15 protein-coding genes are annotated in these 18,289 nt (G+C 58.2%); 13 read left to right on the top strand and 2 right to left on the bottom strand.

Going from position 1 to position 18,289, the window contains the following annotated elements:
- Position 1: 1 nt before the first annotated feature.
- On the top strand, positions 2–1,648 hold the full coding sequence (gene pgm, locus ACYZT6_RS12300) for a phosphoglucomutase (alpha-D-glucose-1,6-bisphosphate-dependent) (RefSeq protein ID WP_462027108.1): 1,647 nt from the start codon (positions 2–4) through the stop codon (positions 1,646–1,648).
- Between the two features lie 187 nt (positions 1,649–1,835).
- Here pgm and ACYZT6_RS12305 read toward each other — a convergent pair whose 3' ends face one another.
- A complete protein-coding gene (locus tag ACYZT6_RS12305) occupies positions 1,836–2,531 on the bottom strand; it encodes a pirin family protein (protein ID WP_462027109.1) in 696 nt (231 codons plus the stop codon).
- Positions 2,532–2,811: 280 nt separating this feature from the next.
- On the opposite strand from ACYZT6_RS12305, the gene ACYZT6_RS12310 reads away from it, so the two are divergent.
- Positions 2,812–5,286 (top strand): UvrD-helicase domain-containing protein, encoded by a 2,475-nt coding sequence (locus ACYZT6_RS12310; protein WP_462027110.1) that lies wholly within the window; start codon positions 2,812–2,814, stop codon positions 5,284–5,286.
- A gap of 56 nt (positions 5,287–5,342) precedes the next feature.
- Here the strand turns inward: ACYZT6_RS12310 and ACYZT6_RS12315 are convergent, their stop codons facing one another.
- On the bottom strand, positions 5,343–5,618 hold the full coding sequence (locus ACYZT6_RS12315) for a DUF1652 domain-containing protein (protein WP_109631085.1): 276 nt from the start codon (positions 5,616–5,618) through the stop codon (positions 5,343–5,345).
- Between the two features lie 262 nt (positions 5,619–5,880).
- On the opposite strand from ACYZT6_RS12315, the gene ACYZT6_RS12320 reads away from it, so the two are divergent.
- The 11 genes from ACYZT6_RS12320 to ACYZT6_RS12370 all read left to right on the top strand — a co-directional run bounded on the left by ACYZT6_RS12320 (position 5,881) and on the right by ACYZT6_RS12370 (position 18,209).
- Positions 5,881–6,696 carry a helix-turn-helix domain-containing protein gene (locus ACYZT6_RS12320; protein ID WP_462027111.1) on the top strand — a complete coding sequence of 272 codons (816 nt, stop codon included), beginning with the start codon at positions 5,881–5,883 and terminating at the stop codon, positions 6,694–6,696.
- A 50-nt stretch (positions 6,697–6,746) separates the two neighbouring features.
- Positions 6,747–8,153 (top strand): NAD(P)/FAD-dependent oxidoreductase, encoded by a 1,407-nt coding sequence (locus ACYZT6_RS12325; protein ID WP_462027112.1) that lies wholly within the window; start codon positions 6,747–6,749, stop codon positions 8,151–8,153.
- A gap of 43 nt (positions 8,154–8,196) precedes the next feature.
- Positions 8,197–8,538 (top strand): cupin domain-containing protein, encoded by a 342-nt coding sequence (locus ACYZT6_RS12330; protein WP_462027113.1) that lies wholly within the window; start codon positions 8,197–8,199, stop codon positions 8,536–8,538.
- Between the two features lie 76 nt (positions 8,539–8,614).
- Positions 8,615–9,700, top strand: coding sequence for a polyamine ABC transporter substrate-binding protein (locus ACYZT6_RS12335; protein WP_462027114.1), 1,086 nt, complete (start codon positions 8,615–8,617; stop codon positions 9,698–9,700).
- Positions 9,701–9,899: 199 nt separating this feature from the next.
- Positions 9,900–10,409 carry a hypothetical protein gene (locus ACYZT6_RS12340; protein ID WP_462027115.1) on the top strand — a complete coding sequence of 170 codons (510 nt, stop codon included), beginning with the start codon at positions 9,900–9,902 and terminating at the stop codon, positions 10,407–10,409.
- 216 nt (positions 10,410–10,625) lie between these two features.
- Positions 10,626–11,084 carry an REP-associated tyrosine transposase gene (locus tag ACYZT6_RS12345; protein ID WP_462027116.1) on the top strand — a complete coding sequence of 153 codons (459 nt, stop codon included), beginning with the start codon at positions 10,626–10,628 and terminating at the stop codon, positions 11,082–11,084.
- A 491-nt stretch (positions 11,085–11,575) separates the two neighbouring features.
- Entirely contained in the window at positions 11,576–13,033 is a 1,458-nt protein-coding gene (locus ACYZT6_RS12350) for a serralysin family metalloprotease (protein WP_462027117.1), read from the top strand.
- A gap of 75 nt (positions 13,034–13,108) precedes the next feature.
- Positions 13,109–13,534, top strand: coding sequence for an AprI/Inh family metalloprotease inhibitor (locus ACYZT6_RS12355; RefSeq protein ID WP_462029944.1), 426 nt, complete (start codon positions 13,109–13,111; stop codon positions 13,532–13,534).
- A gap of 174 nt (positions 13,535–13,708) precedes the next feature.
- Complete coding sequence (locus tag ACYZT6_RS12360; protein WP_462027118.1) at positions 13,709–15,496, top strand: type I secretion system permease/ATPase; 1,788 nt, start codon at positions 13,709–13,711, stop codon at positions 15,494–15,496.
- Entirely contained in the window at positions 15,493–16,842 is a 1,350-nt protein-coding gene (locus ACYZT6_RS12365) for an HlyD family type I secretion periplasmic adaptor subunit (protein ID WP_462027119.1), read from the top strand. Before ACYZT6_RS12360 ends, ACYZT6_RS12365 begins: the two co-directional genes overlap by 4 nt.
- Positions 16,843–16,844: 2 nt before the next feature.
- A complete protein-coding gene (locus tag ACYZT6_RS12370; protein WP_462027120.1) occupies positions 16,845–18,209 on the top strand; it encodes a TolC family outer membrane protein in 1,365 nt (454 codons plus the stop codon).
- The last annotated feature ends 80 nt before the right edge of the window (positions 18,210–18,289 follow it).

Genomic DNA, 18,289 nt, shown 5'->3' on the forward strand with positions numbered 1-18,289 from the left:
CATGACACTCAGTCCTTTTGCGGGCAAACCGGCACCGGCAGAACTGTTGGTCGACATCCCGCGACTGGTAACGGCCTATTACACCGGCCAGCCTGATGCCGCCATCTCTACCCAACGCGTTGCTTTCGGCACGTCCGGGCACAGAGGCAGCTCGTTCGACTTGAGTTTCAACGAATGGCACGTTCTGGCGATCAGCCAGGCGATTTGCCTGTACCGCGAAGCCCAGGGCATCGACGGCCCACTGTTCGTCGGCATCGATACTCACGCGCTGTCCACTCCGGCCGGCGCCAGCGCCCTGGAAGTGCTGGCCGCGAACGGCGTCACCGTGATGATTGCCGAGGGTGACGAATACACGCCGACCCCGGCAATTTCCCATGCGATTCTTTGCTACAACCGCGGCCGTACTTCGGGCCTGGCGGACGGTATTGTCATCACTCCGTCGCACAATCCGCCGCAAAGCGGTGGCTACAAATACAACCCCACCAATGGCGGGCCGGCCGATACTCACATCACCAAGTGGATCGAGGCCAAGGCCAATGAGCTGCTGGGCAACAAGCTGGCCGGCGTCAAACGCATCAGCTATGAGCGGGCGTTGAAGGCCAGCACGACCCACCGCCACGATTACCTCAACACCTATGTCGCCGACCTGATCAACGTGATCGACTTCGACGCCATCCGTGATGCCAAGCTGCATCTGGGTGTCGATCCGCTGGGCGGAGCAGGGGTGCGCTACTGGTCGGCAATTGCCGAGCATTACCGTCTGGACCTGGAAGTGGTCAACAAACAGGTCGATCCGACGTTCCGTTTCATGACGGTCGACTGGGACGGGCAAATCCGCATGGACCCATCGTCGAGCCATGCCATGCAAGGCCTGATCGGTCTCAAAGATCGCTTTGACGTAGCGTTCGGCTGCGACCCGGATCACGATCGCCACGGCATCGTGACGCCGTCCGGTGGTTTACTGGCCCCGAACAGTTACCTCGCCGTGTCTATCGACTATCTGTTCCAGAACCGTCCGCAGTGGCGCGCCGACGCTGCCGTGGGCAAAACCGTAGTCAGCAGCGGCATGATCGATCGTGTGGCCAAGCGTCTGGGCCGTCGCCTGTACGAAGTACCGGTCGGCTTCAAATGGTTTGCTGACGGTCTGTTCGACGGCTCGCTGGGTTTTGGCGGCGAAGAAAGCGCAGGTGCCTCGTTCCTGCGCAAGGATGGCGGCGTCTGGAGCACCGACAAGGACGGCTTGATTCCGGCATTGCTGGCCGCAGAAATGACCGCTCGCACCGGTCGCGACCCAAACCAGGCCTACCGTGCATTGGCCGACGAACTCGGCGAACCGTTCTCGGTACGCGTCGACGCCAAGGCCAATCCTGAACAGAAAGCCTTGTTGAGCAAGCTGTCGCCGGATCAGGTCACCTCAACCCAACTGGCCGGCGAAGCTATTCAGAGCATCCTCAGTCATGCGCCGGGCAACGACCAGGCCATCGGCGGTTTGAAGGTCATGACCGAGAACGGCTGGTTCGCGGCACGTCCTTCGGGGACGGAGGATATCTACAAGATCTACGCCGAGAGTTTCGTCAGTGATGACCACCTCAAGCAGTTGGTAGCTGAAGCTCAAACGCTGGTGGATGGCGCGATTTCTGCGAAGTGATTTGAGGGCCCCTTCGCGGGCAAGCCTCGCTCCTACAAGGTCGGAGTCGATCACATGATTGTGGGCGACACTTACCTTGTAGGAGCGAGGCTTGCCCGCGAAGACGCCAGCACGGCCACTCAAAATTCAGATGTAAAAAGGGGCGACCATTACCGGTCGCCCCTTTTTTTGCCTTGCGTTTACTTGATCAAGCCAGATCCACCAACACGATCTCGCTGTCCTCAACCGCAGTCACCCGTAACACCTGCTCATCCGCCACTGCCACACCGTCTCGAGCTTGTGCACGCAAGCCATTGACTTCAATGACGCCGGTGGCCGGAACCAGGTACGCGCGACGGCCGCTGTCCAGGCGATATTCGGCGGACTCGCCGGCCTTCAGGTTCGCCGCCACCAGCCGCGCATCGGCACGGATGCGCAGGCTTTGATCGTCACCCGTCTTGCCGCTGGCCAAGGTCACGAAACCTTCGCGCTGGCCTTTCGGGAAAGGCTTGGCGCCCCAGGAGGGGGCCAGGCCGGACTCATTCGGGATGATCCAGATCTGGAAAATCCTGGTTTCGCCCGCTTCCAGGTTGTATTCGCTGTGGGCGATCCCGGTGCCGGCGCTCATGACCTGAACATCGCCCGCTTCGGTACGACCCTTGTTGCCAAGGTTGTCTTCGTGGGTAATTGCACCTTCACGAACGTAGGTGATGATTTCCATGTCCCGGTGCGGGTGCTTCGGGAACCCGGTGCCCGAGGCGATCACGTCGTCGTTCCATACTCGCAGGTTGCCCCAATTCATTCGTTTCGGGTCGTGGTACTCGGCGAACGAAAAGTGGTGATGCGCATCCAACCAGCCATGGTGGGCGCCGCCCAGCGAGTTGAAAGGTCTGAGTTCAAGCATGATCGTCTCCTGAAAAGGTTCGTCATGGGGCATAGCGCCTGAGCCACGAAACGAGAACCGGTGGTTGATGGCGGGCATCATCTATCAGGCACTAATCGATAAAAAGCGTAAAAAATGCCTCATCATGATCGAATAAATCGATAACAAATAACCTCGAAACATTCTCACCCAGCCTTCACTTCATCGTATAAGCCAATGACCTGTAAGCATTTCACTAGAACTCAAAGGCAAATACGGACACCATAGCCCTCAACAGCCTCACACCCTGGAGTCAGTCCGCGTGCCGCAACACACCCCCGATCTTCCTCCCGAACTTCGTCCCCTGGCCGAGATGCCATTGCTCAAGCGCCTGGCCGCCCGGTTCTTCGGTCATGGCCTTACCCGACTGCGAGCGCAACACCGTGCGTCGTGGCTGCACGGGCAAGCCGACGGCTTTCGCAGTGGTCACAGCGCCGGGGTGGATTACGGCTATAAAGAAGGGAAAGCCGAGGGTTTGGAAGAAGGTCGGCAAGTTCTGTTGATTCGCGACTCGCGCTCAACCGAGCACCGGCCACCTAACGTGGACGACAGCTTGTTCGATGATTGGCGCCTGCCATTGAGCGTCGAGCTGAAGAAGCGCATGAAGGCCGATGTCGCCCGACTGCTGCCACCGCACGCCCAGCCAAGCGCTGCCCAGTGGAAGATGATTTTCAGCGAAACGCCTTCGACGTCGGTGATTGCCGGGGCCGGAGCAGGCAAGTCGACGACTTTGGTACTGCGTATCCTGCTGCTGACCCATTATCTAGGGTTCGAGCTGAGTTCGATGACCGTGGTGACCTTCACCCGCGAGTCGCGCAAAGACTTCATTAATAAGCTGATCGAATTGTTTGCACTGTGGGGCCGGGCGTTGAGCCTCAAAGAGGCGCGGGATCTGGTACGCACCTTCCACTCGCGAATTCTGCCGATGGTTCGCAGCCTGCCGGGCTTCGAGCGTCTGCAAGCGTTCGAAAACCTCAGCAATCGTGCGCACAACGGCGATGAGGAGGTCGACAGCAATCCTTTCGACCTGCGCATCAACGAGGCCCAGCGTCAGCAACTCAATGCCTGTTTTCACGGCCTGCACACCCGCGATGAGCGTTTTCGCGAACTGATCAAGCCATTGTCCCGTCACGCTTTGCAACTCAAGGAGTTGGAGCGCGATCACCCCGACGTGCAGAAGCGCATGGCCGTGACAGAGTTGGCGGCCAAACGTGACGAGGAGCTGTGCGACACCATTGAAGATCTGTGGTTTCGCGCCGGCGCTTGGCCGATCAAAGGCATCGAGCCCAATCGGCAGACCTTCGACATCAATGGTGCGACCTTCCATTGTCACGGCTACATCCCGACGCTGGATGCCTGGGTGGTGCTGGGGTTTGACCCTCGGGAAAATCCGCAGGTCAGCCGCCCGAATGCAAAGTTAACCGTTCGTGCGGAATGGGCAGTAAAGCGAACCTTGTTTCAAGCTTTCTGCCATAAGCCATTGATATGGTTCGATAGTTATGAATCATCGAAGCGCGTTTTAGCCTCCCTCGCAGGCGATGCCAGTGCCGGGCCTGGCTTTAATTACAAGGTCAAAGGGGAGCTGGGATCGGCTCCCTTGCTGGACTGTTTTGTGGCTGCCGCGGGGTTTATCGAGAACCTGGGGCTGGACGTGCCGAATGCCGTCGGCCAGATGAGTTTCGCCAAAGATGACCCGGACCGGTTTTTCTTCGAGGCCTTGAGCCTGTTCTGGCGCGCCCTGGAAGATCACTTGCTCGACCAAAAACCACCGGTAATGACCTACAACCGGATGTTTGCCCTGTTCAGCGAACATTCCCCGGAAAACCTGAAATTGCTGAGCGATGAACTGCTGAGGCCTATGTCTCATCTGATGATCGACGAATTTCAAGACGTATCGCCGCAAATTGTCTCGTGGATCCGCGCCAGCTTGGCCGAGATCCGCAGTCGTGGCCCGGCGATGCACGTGGGGCGTGGCGCGCAACGGTCATCTTTGCTCTGCGTCGGCGATGACTGGCAGTCGATTTATGGCTGGCGCGGCAGTTCCCCGTCGTACTTCATGGAGTTCAATAAGGAATTCCCGTCTCCGAGCACGACGAAGGTGATGCTCAGCGACAACTATCGAAGTCATCAGCACATTATTGATGCTGCCGAGCATATCGTCCGCGCAGCACCATCGATCGCAGGAAAGAAGGCCAAGGCCAGCGGTGAACCCAAGGCACTGTTGCCGGTGAACGTCATGGATAGGGACGATCAAGGAATGGCCCAGCGCCTGATCCAGCATTACAGACAGGGCGATTCAATCTTGATGCTGTATCGAAAAAGCAGCGATAAGTTATTGATAGAACAGCATATTCAGTCTGTAGTTAATGTTGATTCTAGCTTGCCGTATGAAGCACGCCGGATCAAACAACTGACGTATCACAGCGCTAAAGGCCTGCAAGCTGACGCGGTGTTTTTGCTCGGTGATTGCCAGCACCTGACCAGCTCTCCTTACAAGAACCAGGTCTATCGGATGGCCGGACTGGGCAAGTCGGGTGACAACGAGCCGTATGACAACGCACAGAAAGACGAAATCCTGCGACTTGCTTACGTCGGCATCACTCGGGCGGTGAGTCATTGCTATTGGTATGTCGATGGGCAGGACGCTCAGGCGGCGAATATGCCGAAGGCGTCTGACCGGGTTGGCAAGGACAAACCGTTCTTCGCGGATCACCGCCAGGGTCAAAAACTGGCTTGAACCCGAGCCCCACAAAAAAGCCCACAAGATGTGGGCTTTTTGCTGGGCATTGACCTTCAGGCATAACTCTTGAGGGCCACTGGAGGAATGAAAGACTCAAGTTCGTCTTCCACGGCTTCGATTATTCGTTCTACGTCCGCGGCATTCATCACGGTAGCGCAAGGAATGCCTGCAATGGCGATCATGGTCTCGCCACTGGCGCGGTCAAACAGGCGGGCAATCATGCTGCCCGGCGCGTCCATGCTCGCCTCGAATCCCATGGGATGAAAATGCCAGCGCATCAGCTGGCAGGCGTTTGGAAACGTAACTTTGCTGAAAGACCCTTTATTCATGTGTTGCCCGCCTTCTTCATCGAGCGCTTCCTTTAGCTCATGTTAGGAGGGAAGAGCCTTCAATGGCTCAACCGGTGACTGCCTTTAAAAGTAGCATCCAGATGTGAAAGCCATGTGATTTTTTTCAGTCCGTTTGGCGATTGCTTGCGTTTTTTTGATGTGGGTCACGTGCCGGGGCTGGCTCGCTCTTCTGCCGATTCGGTCTGGTCATTGAAGCGGTGGCCGAACTTGGGCAAGCTCGGTTTTTTTCGTCGAGTCCTTTATGCACGCCGATGATGATGGCCCGCTGCAAACCCAGGCTACGGGCGAGACGGTCATGCGCTACCACCTGTGCTGGAAACACCGGGATCTGGACGGTGTCATGGCGCTGTATCACCCGGACATTCAGTACAACGATTTTTTCCAGAACCGGGTCATGGGCCTGGACGAGTTGCGCGAGTACGTGCGTGGCAGCATGCCGCGTAACCCGGACGAAGCGCTGGAGCATTCGGATCGCATACGCCTGGACGGCAACACCGCGTTCATCCAGTACCAGATGACGTTGCGCGGCGGTGAGGGGCTGGTGTCGTTCCGTTCCAGTGAGGCGATCACGGTGCGCGACGGGTTGATCTGGCGCGTCAACGAATACGCGTCCCTGGTGCGCGAACAGCCGCAAACAAGCACTGCCGCGAATCTGCGCCCGGCCGTCAGCCGCCTCGGGCTTTCACCACGACAGTTGAGTTTCATGGCTGAGGACCTGCAACAGTACTTCCAGCGTCAGCAGCCTTATCTGGACCCCGAACTCGACCTGCAACGGGTGGCGAAGGAGTGCGGGTACAGCCGCAATCAGATTTCCTACCTGCTGAATCAAGTGTTGGGCCAGAGTTTCTATCGCTACGTGAACCAGGCGCGACTGCAGCATTTGCTCCAGGCGCTGGACGCCGCCACGTCACCGTTGCGCATTGATGAACTGGCGTTTGCCGCCGGCTTCAATTCGTTATCGGCTTTCTACAGTTGTTTCCGTCAGCACACGGGGCTGTCGCCCAAGGCTTACGTCAAACAAATTTCTTTGCGTGCACGCGCGCACGACAGCCCCTGAGCCCACGCACTAGGATCGACGCCAACGAAGTTTGAGTGGCGGAGTCTTGCATGTCGGCGTGGCGCACTATCAGTTTGTGGATGGATCAACTCGACGAGCCCTTGTTGGCGCGTCCGGCGCTGGAACAGGACCTGGACGTCGACGTGGCAATCATCGGCGCGGGATACACCGGGCTCTGGACCGCGTACTACCTCAAGCGCCTGGCACCAGGCCTGGACATCGCCATCATCGAAGCGCAAACCGCCGGTTTTGGCGCTTCGGGCCGTAACGGCGGCTGGCTGATGGGTAACCTGCTGGGCGAAGACCGTCTGCTGGCCAGTTTGCCGCCGGAGCAACGCCGCGCATCTTTCGATCTGCTGCACAGCATTCCTGATGAGGTCGAGATTGTCATCGAACGTGAGGGCATCGACTGTGATTATCGCAAAGGTGGCGTGCTGTATTGCGCCGCACGCTATCCCGAGCAGGAAGCCAGTCTGCGGAGCTACCTCGACAAGCTTTACAGCCAAGGCCTGACCGAAAGCGATTATCGCTGGCTCAGCCCGGAGCAGCTGGCGCAACAGATCAGAGTTGCGAAGCCTTATGGCGGTATTTATGCACCGCACGTTGCGACCATTCACCCGGCAAAGTTGGTGCGAAGTCTGGCAGAAACGGTCGAGCGCATGGGCGTCAACATCTACGAAAACAGCGCGGTCACGCAGTGGCAGTCGGGGAGTTTGCGTACTGCCAAGGCCCATGTTCGCAGCCGCTGGATCGTGCCGGCGGTGGAGGGATATTCGGTCACTCTGCCACCACTTGGGCGCTATCAGCTACCGGTACAAAGCCTGATTGTGGCCACTGAACCACTGTCCGCCGCGACCTGGGATGAAATCGGCCTGAGCCGCGGCCAGGCGTTCAGCGAAAGCAGCCGGCAGGTCACCTACGGCCAGCGCACTGCGGACAACCGCCTGGTGTTCGGCGCCCGGGGCGGCTATCAGTTTGCTGGCAAGTTGCGCCATGACTTTGACCTGACCACCAGCGAAGTGGAGTTGCGGCGGTACCTGTTCGGCGAACTCTTCCCGCAACTGAAGAACGTGCGGATTACCCACGCGTGGGGCGGCAACCTGGGCATGTCCCGGCACTTCAAGCCGCACATGCTTTGTGATCAGGCCAGCGGCATTGCCTTGTCCGGCGGTTATGGCGGGGAGGGCGTGGGCGCCAGCAACCTGGGTGGCAGAACCCTGGCGGATCTGATTCTCGAGCGCGATACCGAACTGGTTCACCAACCTTGGGTTATCCCCCAGGGCGGTCTCGACACGCTCAGGGCCTGGGAGCCAGAACCCTGTCGCTGGCTGGGTTACAACGCGATCATCCGCAGCTTCGTCCACGAAGACCAGACCCTGGCCAACCCGACCACGGCCCCTTGGCGCCGCAAACTGGCGAGCAAGGTGGCGGGGTTCATGGAAGGTTTCATGCAGTAAACGGCGCGCTCTTCATCTATAGGCTCAATCGACAGGTACTCCCATGGGCATCACGCAATTCAAGAACACCGCAATATTGGAACTGGAAGAGTCGAACCCCGTCGCCGTGCCGCTGGGAACGCCGGTGGCGGTGGCTTCGACCACCAGCGTCGAACGCGACGATGGCGTCGAAACCGGCGTCTGGGAATGCACGCCCGGCCGCTGGCGCCGACAGATCGTTGCGCAGGAGTTCTGTCACTTCATCCAGGGCCGCTGCACCTTCACCCCGGACGACGGTGAAACCCTCTACATCGAAGCAGGCGATGCATTGATGTTGCCGGCCAACAGCCTCGGCATCTGGGACATCCAGGAAACCGTGCGCAAGACCTACGTTTTGATTTTCTGACTGCTTGAATTTTGATCTTTTGATTGCCTGCCCGCCCTCCAATAAAAAGCACAAAAGCCCATACAGGAATCGACTCATGATCCGAAAGACACTGACCCTGGCACCCCTTGCGCTCGTCGCGTCCCTCAGCCACGCCGCCGAGACCGTCAAGATTTACAACTGGTCGGACTATATCGCCCCGGACACCACCAAAAACTTCCAGAAAGAAACCGGCATTGCCTTCAGCTACGACGTCTACGACAGTAACGAAACCCTTGATGGCAAGTTGATGACCGGCAAATCCGGGTACGACGTGGTGTTCCCGTCCAACCATTTCATGGCGCGGCAGATTCAGGGTGGGGCACTGAAGAAGCTCGACAAGAGCCAGTTGCCGAACTGGAAGAACCTCAACCCGGTGTTGCTCACCGCGTTGCAGACCAACGATCCGGGCAACGAGCACGGTTTCCCGTACCTGTGGGGCAGCACCGGCATCGGCTACAACATCGCCAAGGTCAAGGCCGTACTCGGCGACAACGCGCCAGTGGATTCCTGGGACCTGATCTTCAAGCCCGAGAACATGGCAAAACTGCAAAAGTGCGGCGTCGCCATCCTCGACAACGGACCCGAACTGCTGCCGGCCGCGCTGAACTACCTGGGGCTGCCGCATCACAGCAAGAACCCGGAAGACTACAAAAAAGCTGAAGCGCTGCTGATGAAAGTCCGGCCGTACATCAGCTATTTCCACTCGTCCAAATACACCAGCGACCTGGCCAACGGTGACATCTGCGTGGCCGTCGGCTTCTCCGGCGACATCCTGCAAGCCGAAAACCGTGCCAAAGAAGCCAACAATGGCATCGACATCGGCTATGCCATCCCCAAGGAAGGCGCCGCCATCTGGTTCGACATGGTCGCCATGCCCGCCGACGCCCCAGACGAAAAGGCCGGCTACGCATTCATGAACTACCTGCTGCGCCCGGACGTCATGGCCAGCATCAGCAACCACGTGCACTACGCCAACGGTAACCAACAGGCCGACAGCCTGATCGACCCGGCCATCAAGAACGACACCAAGGTTTATCCGAGCCCGGAAATGATGGGCAAGCTGTTTGCTCTTGAGGCGATGCCGCTGAATATTGACCGGATTCGGACGCGGGTTTGGAACAAGATTCGGACGGGGAGTTGAGGGCGTAGACCGTGTTGGAGGGTGCTAATCCTTGTTAGCTGTGGGCTATTCGGAATTGGGGCTGCTAATAGCTGATAGTAATAAAAATTAACTTCTTATACCTGTCATTTATGACAGGTTACATGGGTTTGGAATTACAGTTAACTAGCTGGGCGAGGAGGGGTGAGAGGTCGCCCTTCCAATATCAGGGAGATAAATAATGTCCAGCAAAAATCTATTGCCTACTGAGCGGGAAAGCGGCTCAAACACAGAACCCACCGGAACCATGAAGGGAACGCTGATAAACCTTCGGACGGCCGAATCGTACGACTATTTTGCAACATACATCTACCGCGATAAACAAGGTGGGACACTGCGATTTCATGGATCAATGAAGAATCCGGAAATACCGGAAAAATATGTATCTGTGGGGCTTCAACTGAGTAAACACGATGAGGCAAGCGGCGAATTTGAGGTGGGTGACCCAAGAATTTTGCATCTCTTCTACATGCAATACGATAAGGACGTTTATTTCGACGCTGCATCGGGAAACGTCGTGTTTCAGAGAGGCGAGGGCCAGGACGAAATTAACGGCCGATTACTCTTCAAAACGAAAACTATCGGCGATGTTCACTACGCCGTAGACGTGACATTTGCGATCACAGGCTACCCTCAAGCTTCAGCGTCATCGACCGCTGAGCGTGGGCGTTTATGGTTACCTGCGACCTGATCGCGTCAGCGATAAAGCATTGAAGCATCGGAAATGATCGGTGCCTGTTCGCGCTGAAGGCGATTTCTCTGAACATTGACCGGATTTGGACGCGGGAGTGGAACAGAATTCGGACGGGGAGTTGAGGGTCATATTTTGTCGTCGTTGCGACATGTCGGGCTCTCCGGCAACGCTGTAGCTTCCAGGCCTCCTTTCAATGGGTCAGGAGGCAATGGAATGCCTGTTTGTACAAATGCGGGCCAGCTACGTGTCGGTCGCTTCTCTGAGTCAGGACGTATTTATCTGCTAACGGCTGTCGTTGACCAACGACGGCCGTTTTTTATTGATTGGCGATTGGGAAGGTTGGTTGTTCAGGAGCTGCGCATGGCGCAGGAGGAAGGTTGGGCCGATTTTTTGACGTGGGTTGTGATGCCGGATCATATGCATTGCGTGGTGCAACTGCACGACAAGACGCTGGCGGAGTTGATGTGCCGAATCAAGTCTCGTAGCAGTTTGGCGGTCAATCAGGCATTAGGTCGGCGAGGGCGGTTGTGGCAAAAGGGCTATCACGACCGCGCAGTCCGGCGGGAGGAGGATGTGAAAGATCTTGCGAGGTATGTCGTGGCCAACCCAATACGAGCGGGGCTAGTGACGCGGGTTCATGATTATCCGCTGTGGGATGCGTGTTGGTTGTGAGTATCTGACGACTGCTTCGCAGCCGAACGCAGCCTCGCGGGCTCGGCAGCTGCTACAGGATCCGTGGACACCGCAATCTTTGTAGCAGCTGCCGAGCAACGCGAGGCTGCGTTCGGCTGCGAAGCAGTCGTTAAAATTTAAAATCCAACACAAATCCGTCTGATATCAATCCACTGGCACTCATACTAATAAGTCCAAAAAAACGAGACGCCTTCGACAAAAAACAACTTACCCATATTTAATATTTAAATACACAATTGTCAGACAATTAGTCCGAAACCCTCAACTTCAAACTATATTTCGCCAGCGCAGGCATTGTTTCCGGGTACTTGCTGGAGTTGCACAATTTGACGTCAAAAAAAATGTAGACGTTTGATTTCGAATTGTGTCAGTTTTCTTTCGCCTTCATTGGGCGAGTGATAGGACGATCTCGCCAGAGATTGTCGCTATCTGACAAAAACTGTTCCATTGCTAAACAAGGAAGTGTGTTTATGTCGAAAGTTAAAAATAACGCTATTGATCTTGCCGAACAGGCTTTTTCGCCATTGCAAGCATTGGCTGCGCCCAGTTCCGCGTACAACCAGATCGACAGCTTCAGCCATCAGTATGACCGGGGTGGCAATCTCACGGTCAATGGCAAACCCTCATACTCCGTCGACGAGGCAGCGACTCAATTGCTGCGCGACGGGGCTGCCTACCAGGACAAGGACGGCAGCGGCAAAATCGAACTGACCTACACGTTCCTGACCTCGGCGTCGTCGAGCACCATGAACAAGCACGGGATTTCCGGCTTCAGTCAGTTCAGCGCCCAGCAGAAAGCCCAGGCCGCGCTCGCCATGCAATCCTGGGCCGATGTGGCCAAAGTCACTTTCACCGAGAAAGCCACAGGCGGCGATGGTCACATGACCTTCGGCAACTACAGCAGCGGCCAGGACGGCGCAGCGGCATTCGCCTACCTGCCGGGCACCGGTGCTGGTTATGACGGTACTTCCTGGTATCTGACCAACAGCAGCTACACGCCAAACAAGACGCCGGACCTGAACAACTACGGTCGTCAAACCCTGACCCACGAAATCGGTCACAGCCTGGGCCTAGCCCACCCCGGCGACTACAACGCCGGTGAGGGCGCGCCGACTTACAACGACGCGACCTACGCGGAAGACACCCGCGGTTACAGTCTCATGAGCTACTGGAGTGAGAGCAATACCGACCAGAACTTCAGCAAGGCCGGCGTCGAGGCCTATGCGTCCGGTCCGCTGCTGGACGATATCGCCGCGATCCAGAAGCTCTACGGTGCCAATACCACCACCCGCACCGGTGACACTACTTACGGTTTCAACTCCAACGCCGGTCGCGATTTCCTGAGCGCGTCTTCGTCGTCGGACAAGGTTGTGTTTTCGGTGTGGGATGCGGGCGGCAAGGACACGCTGGACTTCTCCGGTTTTACCCAAAACCAGAAGATCAACCTCAATGAGGCCTCGTTCTCTGACGTTGGCGGCCTGGTTGGCAACGTGTCCATTGCCAAGGGCGCCACGATTGAGAACGCGATTGGCGGTTCGGGCAGCGACCTGCTGATTGGTAATGGCGTGTCCAACGAACTGAAGGGCGGTGCCGGCAACGACATCCTCTTCGGCGCGGGCGGTGCGGACAAGCTGTGGGGCGGTGCGGGCTCGGACACCTTTGTGTTCGCGGCCAGCAGCGATTCCAAGCCGGGCGTAGCGGATCAGATCCTCGATTTTGTCAGCGGCCTGGACAAGATCGACCTGACCGCCATCACCAAAGGCGCGGGCCTGCACTTCGTGAACTCGTTCACCGGTGCGGCAGGCGATGCAGTGTTGACCTCTTCGGGTGGTAACAGCCAGTTGTCGGTGGACTTCTCTGGGCACGGCGTGGCTGATTTCCTGGTCAGCACCGTTGGCCAGGCGGCGTTCTCGGACATCGCTGCGTGATGTAACGCGACAAGGAGGGTGGCGCCGATGCGCCGCCCTCTGTGCCAAAGTCCGCAAGCCGGAGTAAAACAAGTGATGGTTCAAAACGCCTTTTCCCACCGAACAACCGCGTGGCTTCTGGCGACGTTGATGATTTTTTTTGGAGAGACAGCCATGGCGAGCAGCCTGAAATTAGCAGATCCCTCGGAACTGGCCGGCCAATGGCAGGCGACCCTGAGCGCCAAGGACGACTCTCCAGAATCTCAGGCGTTGCAGGACAAACCGTCCAATGTGTGCGTCATCAATTTTCAAAACAACCAAACACTGGGCGAGGGCGCCAGTTGCCTCAGCGCCTGGTTGAACGGCGAAACCGCTATCGGTTGGTTCCCGGAACCAGACGGCATTGCGATCACCGGCAAAGAAGGTTCGAAGATTATGTTTCTCAGCCGGCAGCGTGATGGCTCATATAAAGCCACATTGAAATCCGCTCTGGTCATAACACTTGTGCGCCAGGCGCAGTAATTAACAGGCTACGGCTAAAAGAGCGACGGCCATTATCGTTATAAGCACCAAACCAGATTAAAAGTTGTGATTGGTTTGTAAGCGCTAGTGCGCCAAACCTGTATCCGCGTCTGCGCGGAAAGTTAACGCAAACTTCGTCAGGCATGACGAGGAATAACACCTCAGGAAGAACCCATGAAGATGGCAAAGAGCCCGGCCACCGCACCGTTATTCAAGGCATTGGGCGACTATAAAAGCATCCTGATCAGCGTCGGTTGTTTCACTGCGTTAATTAACGTGCTGATGCTGGTCCCGTCGATTTACATGCTCCAGGTCTACGACCGCGTGCTGTCTTCGCAAAACGAAACCACCCTGGCCATGTTGTCGCTGATGGTGGTCGGATTTTTCGCCTTCATCGGTTTGCTCGAGATCGTGCGCAGCTTCATCGTCATCCGCATCGGCAGCCAACTGGAGCGCCGTTTCAACCTGCGGGTGTATCAGGCCGCGTTCGAGCGCAACCTGCTCAAGGGCGAGGGCAACGCCGGGCAGTCGCTCGGGGACCTGACCCACATTCGCCAATTCGTCACTGGACCTGCGCTGTTCGCGTTCTTCGATGCGCCGTGGTTTCCGGTCTACCTCTTCGTGATTTACCTGTTCAATGTCTGGCTCGGCGTGTTCGCGACCGTGGGCGCGATGGTGTTGATTGGCCTCGCTTGCCTCAACGAGGCGATGACCAAAAAGCCCTTGGGCGAAGCTGCCGGGTTCTCTCAGAAGTCCAGCCAACTGGCCACCAGTCACCTGCACAACGCCGAAACCATTCAGGCAATGGGCATGCTCGGGGTGTTGCGCAAGCGCTGGTTCCAGGTGCATTCGCGTTTCCTCGGCCTGCAGAATCAGGCCAGCGACACTGGCGCCATTATCAGTTCCCTGAGCAAGACCTTGCGGCTGTGCCTGCAATCCCTGGTCCTGGGTCTCGGCGCGTTGCTGGTGATCAAGGGCGACATGACCGCCGGGATGATGATCGCCGGTTCCATCCTGATGGGCCGCGTCCTGAGCCCCATCGATCAGCTGATTGCGGTCTGGAAACAGTGGAGCGGCGCCAAGCTCGCTTACCGTCGTCTTGATTCGCTGCTGCAAGCCTTTCCGCCGAGTGACGAGGCCATGGCGCTGCCGGCGCCGAAGGGGCAGATCACCTTCGAACAAGTCAGCGCCGGCCCACCGGGGCAGCGTGCGGCGACCCTGCACCTGGTCAATTTCAGCCTCGGCGCCGGCGAAGTGTTGGGCGTGCTCGGCGCCTCCGGTTCCGGCAAATCGACTCTGGCCCGGGTGCTGGTCGGCGTCTGGCCAACCCTCGGTGGCACCGTGCGGCTCGACGGCGCGGACATCCACCGCTGGAACCGCGACGACCTCGGTCCATACATTGGTTACTTGCCTCAGGACATCGAATTGTTCAGCGGCAGCATCGCCGAAAACATCGCCCGGTTTCGCGAGGCCGATCCGCAAAAAGTCGTCGAAGCCGCGCAACAGGCGGGCGTCCATGAATTGATCCTGCGCATGCCGCAAGGCTACGACACGCTGCTTGGCGAGGACGGCAGTGGTTTGTCCGGCGGCCAGAAGCAACGGGTGGCATTGGCCCGCGCGCTGTACGGCAAACCAAGCCTGGTGGTGCTGGATGAACCCAATTCCAACCTCGACACCGTGGGCGAAGCGGCACTGGCCGGCGCCATTGCTCAGATGAAAGCCCAAGGCACCAGCGTGATTCTGGTGACCCATCGTTCCTCGGCCTTGGCCCAGGCCGACAAACTGTTGGTGCTCAACGACGGCCGTTTGCAGGCGTTCGGCCCAAGCCAGGAAGTGCTCAAGGCACTTGCCGGTAACCCGTCAGGCGCTCAGGAACAGCAACGTGAAAGAACCCCGCAAGCACCGGGCGGGCTCAGCATGAGTCGTCAGTATCAGCCCACGACAAGGAATTCGGGTGTATGAGCAGCGCTCGCATGAACACTGAAAACGAAGCGACGATGGAACACGATTACATCGCCGAACGACCGGAGCGTGACGCGCGTTTCTTCGCCCGCATGGGCTGGATTCTGGCGATCGTCGGCGCCGGCAGTTTCTTTACCTGGGCAAGCCTGGCGCCGCTCGACCAAGGCATTCCGGTGCAAGGCACGGTCGTGGTATCGGGCAAGCGCAAAGCCGTGCAATCGATGAGCAACGGCGTGGTCAGCCGGATTCTGGTGCGCGAGGGTCAAGTGGTGAAGCAAGGCCAGCCGCTGTTTCAACTCGACCAGACCCAGGTCGCGGCCGACGTGCAATCGCTGCAAGCGCAATACCGCATGGCCTGGGCCAGCCTGGCGCGTTGGCAGAGCGAACGGGACAACCTCAAGCAGGTGAATTTCCCCGCCGAACTGAGCAACGATCCCGACCCACGCCTGGCCCTGGTGCTTGAAGGCCAGCGGCAATTGTTCAGCAGCCGCCGCGAAGCGTTTTCCCGCGAGCAGGCTGGCTTGCGCGCCAGTATCGAAGGCGCCGGCGCGCAACTGGCGGGTATGCGCCGCGCGCGTACGGACCTGACGGCTCAGGCCAGCTCCTTGCAACAACAACTGAGTAATCTGCAGCCGCTGGCGGACAACGGCTATATCCCGCGCAACCGGTTGATGGAGTTCCAGCGGCAACTGTCGCAGGTGCAACAGCAATTGGCGGAAAACAGTGGTGAAAGCGGCCGGGTCGAGCAGGGCATCCTCGAATCGCGCCTGAAGGTGCAACAGCACATCGAGGAATACCAGAAAGAAGTCCGCACCCAACTGGCCGACGCGCAACTCAAGAGCGTGACCCTTGAGGAGCAACTGACCTCCGCCGGGTTCGATCTGCAACACAGCGAAATCATCGCCACCGCCGACGGCATTGCGGTCAACCTCGGGGTTCACACTGAAGGCGCGGTGGTCCGCCAGGGCGAAACCTTGCTGGAGATCGTGCCGCAAGGCACTCGCCTGGAAGTGGAAGGGCACCTGCCGATCAACCTGATCGACAAGGTCGGCACTCACTTGCCGGTGGACATTCTGTTCACCGCGTTCAACCAGAGCCGTACACCCCGTGTGCCGGGCGAAGTCAGCCTGATCTCTGCCGACCAGATGATCGACGAGAAAACCGGCGCGCCGTACTACGTGCTGCGCAGCAGCGTCAGCGACCAGGCCATGGAAAAACTCAACGGCCTGGTGATCAAGCCCGGCATGCCGGCGGAAATGTTCGTGCGGACCGGTGAACGTTCACTCCTCAACTATTTGTTCAAACCGCTGCTCGACCGGGCAGGCTCCGCGTTGACCGAGGAATAAGGATGTTCGGCTGTATGAATAAGTTTTCAATGCTCGCCGCCACCCTGGCGTTGCTGACGTGCAACAGTGTGATGGCTGCCATGGGGCCGTTCGATATCTACGAGCAAGCGTTGCGCAATGACCCGGTGTTCCTGGGGGCGATGAAGGAGCGCGATGCCGGCCTGGAAAACCGCATCATTGGCCGGTCCGGGCTGTTGCCGAGGATCGGTTACACCTACAACAAGGGGCGGAACACCTCCAAGGTGACCCAACTCAATGAAGGACGGCCGGACTTCACCGAGGACCGCAATTACAGCAGCTACGGCTCGAACCTGACTTTGCAGCAGCCGTTGCTCGATTACGAAGCCTACGCGGCGTACCGCAAAGGCGTGGCGCAATCGTTGTTTGCCGACGAAGCCTTCCGCGGCAAAAGCCAGGAACTGCTGGTCCGTGTGCTGGAAAACTACACCAATGCGCTGTTCGCCCAGGATCAGATCGACATCGCGCTGGCCAAGAAGAAAGCCTTCGAACAGCAGTTCCGCCAGAACGAGCAGATGTTCCGTCAGGGCGAGGGCACGCGCACCGATATTCTCGAGGCCGAGTCCCGTTACGAACTGGCGACCGCCGAGGAAATCGAGGCACGCAACGAGCAGGACGCGTCCTTGCGCGAACTGGGAGCGCTGATTGGTGTGCCCGCCGTCGACATCACGGACCTGGCGCCGCTGGACCAGAATTTCCAGACCTTCAGCCTGCAGCCGGCCAACTACGACACTTGGCACGAGATGGCCGTGGCCAACAACCCGAACCTGGCTTCCCAGCGCCAGGCGGTGGACGTCGCGCGGTATGAAGTCGAACGTAACCGCGCCGGGCACTTCCCGAAAGTCAGTGCCTACGCGTCGGTGCGCCAGAACGAATCGGAAAGCGGCAACACCTACAACCAGCGTTACGACACCAACACCATCGGCATTGAAGTCAGCGTGCCGTTGTACGCGGGTGGTGGGGTGTCGGCGTCGACCCGTCAGGCCAGCCGGACCATGGAGCAGGCCGAGTACGAACTGGATGGCAAGACCCGGGAAACACTGATCGAACTGCGGCGGCAATTCAGTGCCTGCCTGTCGGGGGTGAACAAACTTCGGGCTTATCAGAAAGCCCTGAAGTCGGCCGAAGCGCTGGTGGTCTCGACCAAACAAAGCATCCTGGGCGGTGAGCGGGTGAACCTGGATGCGTTGAATGCCGAACAACAACTATTTACCACCCGCCGGGATTTGGCGCAGGCAAGGTATGACTACCTGATGGCCTGGACCAAATTGCATTACTACGCCGGGACCTTGACCGAGCAGGATCTGGCCAAGGTGGACGAAGCGTTCGGCCAAGGCCCACGGACTTAATGATGAACGTGTAATTGGATGGACTCGCCCAAGCCGAGGCGTCAATGCGCCACGGTGGCAGTCTAAACAGCCAACGACAG

Source organism: Pseudomonas sp. RT6P73, assembly GCF_054897715.1.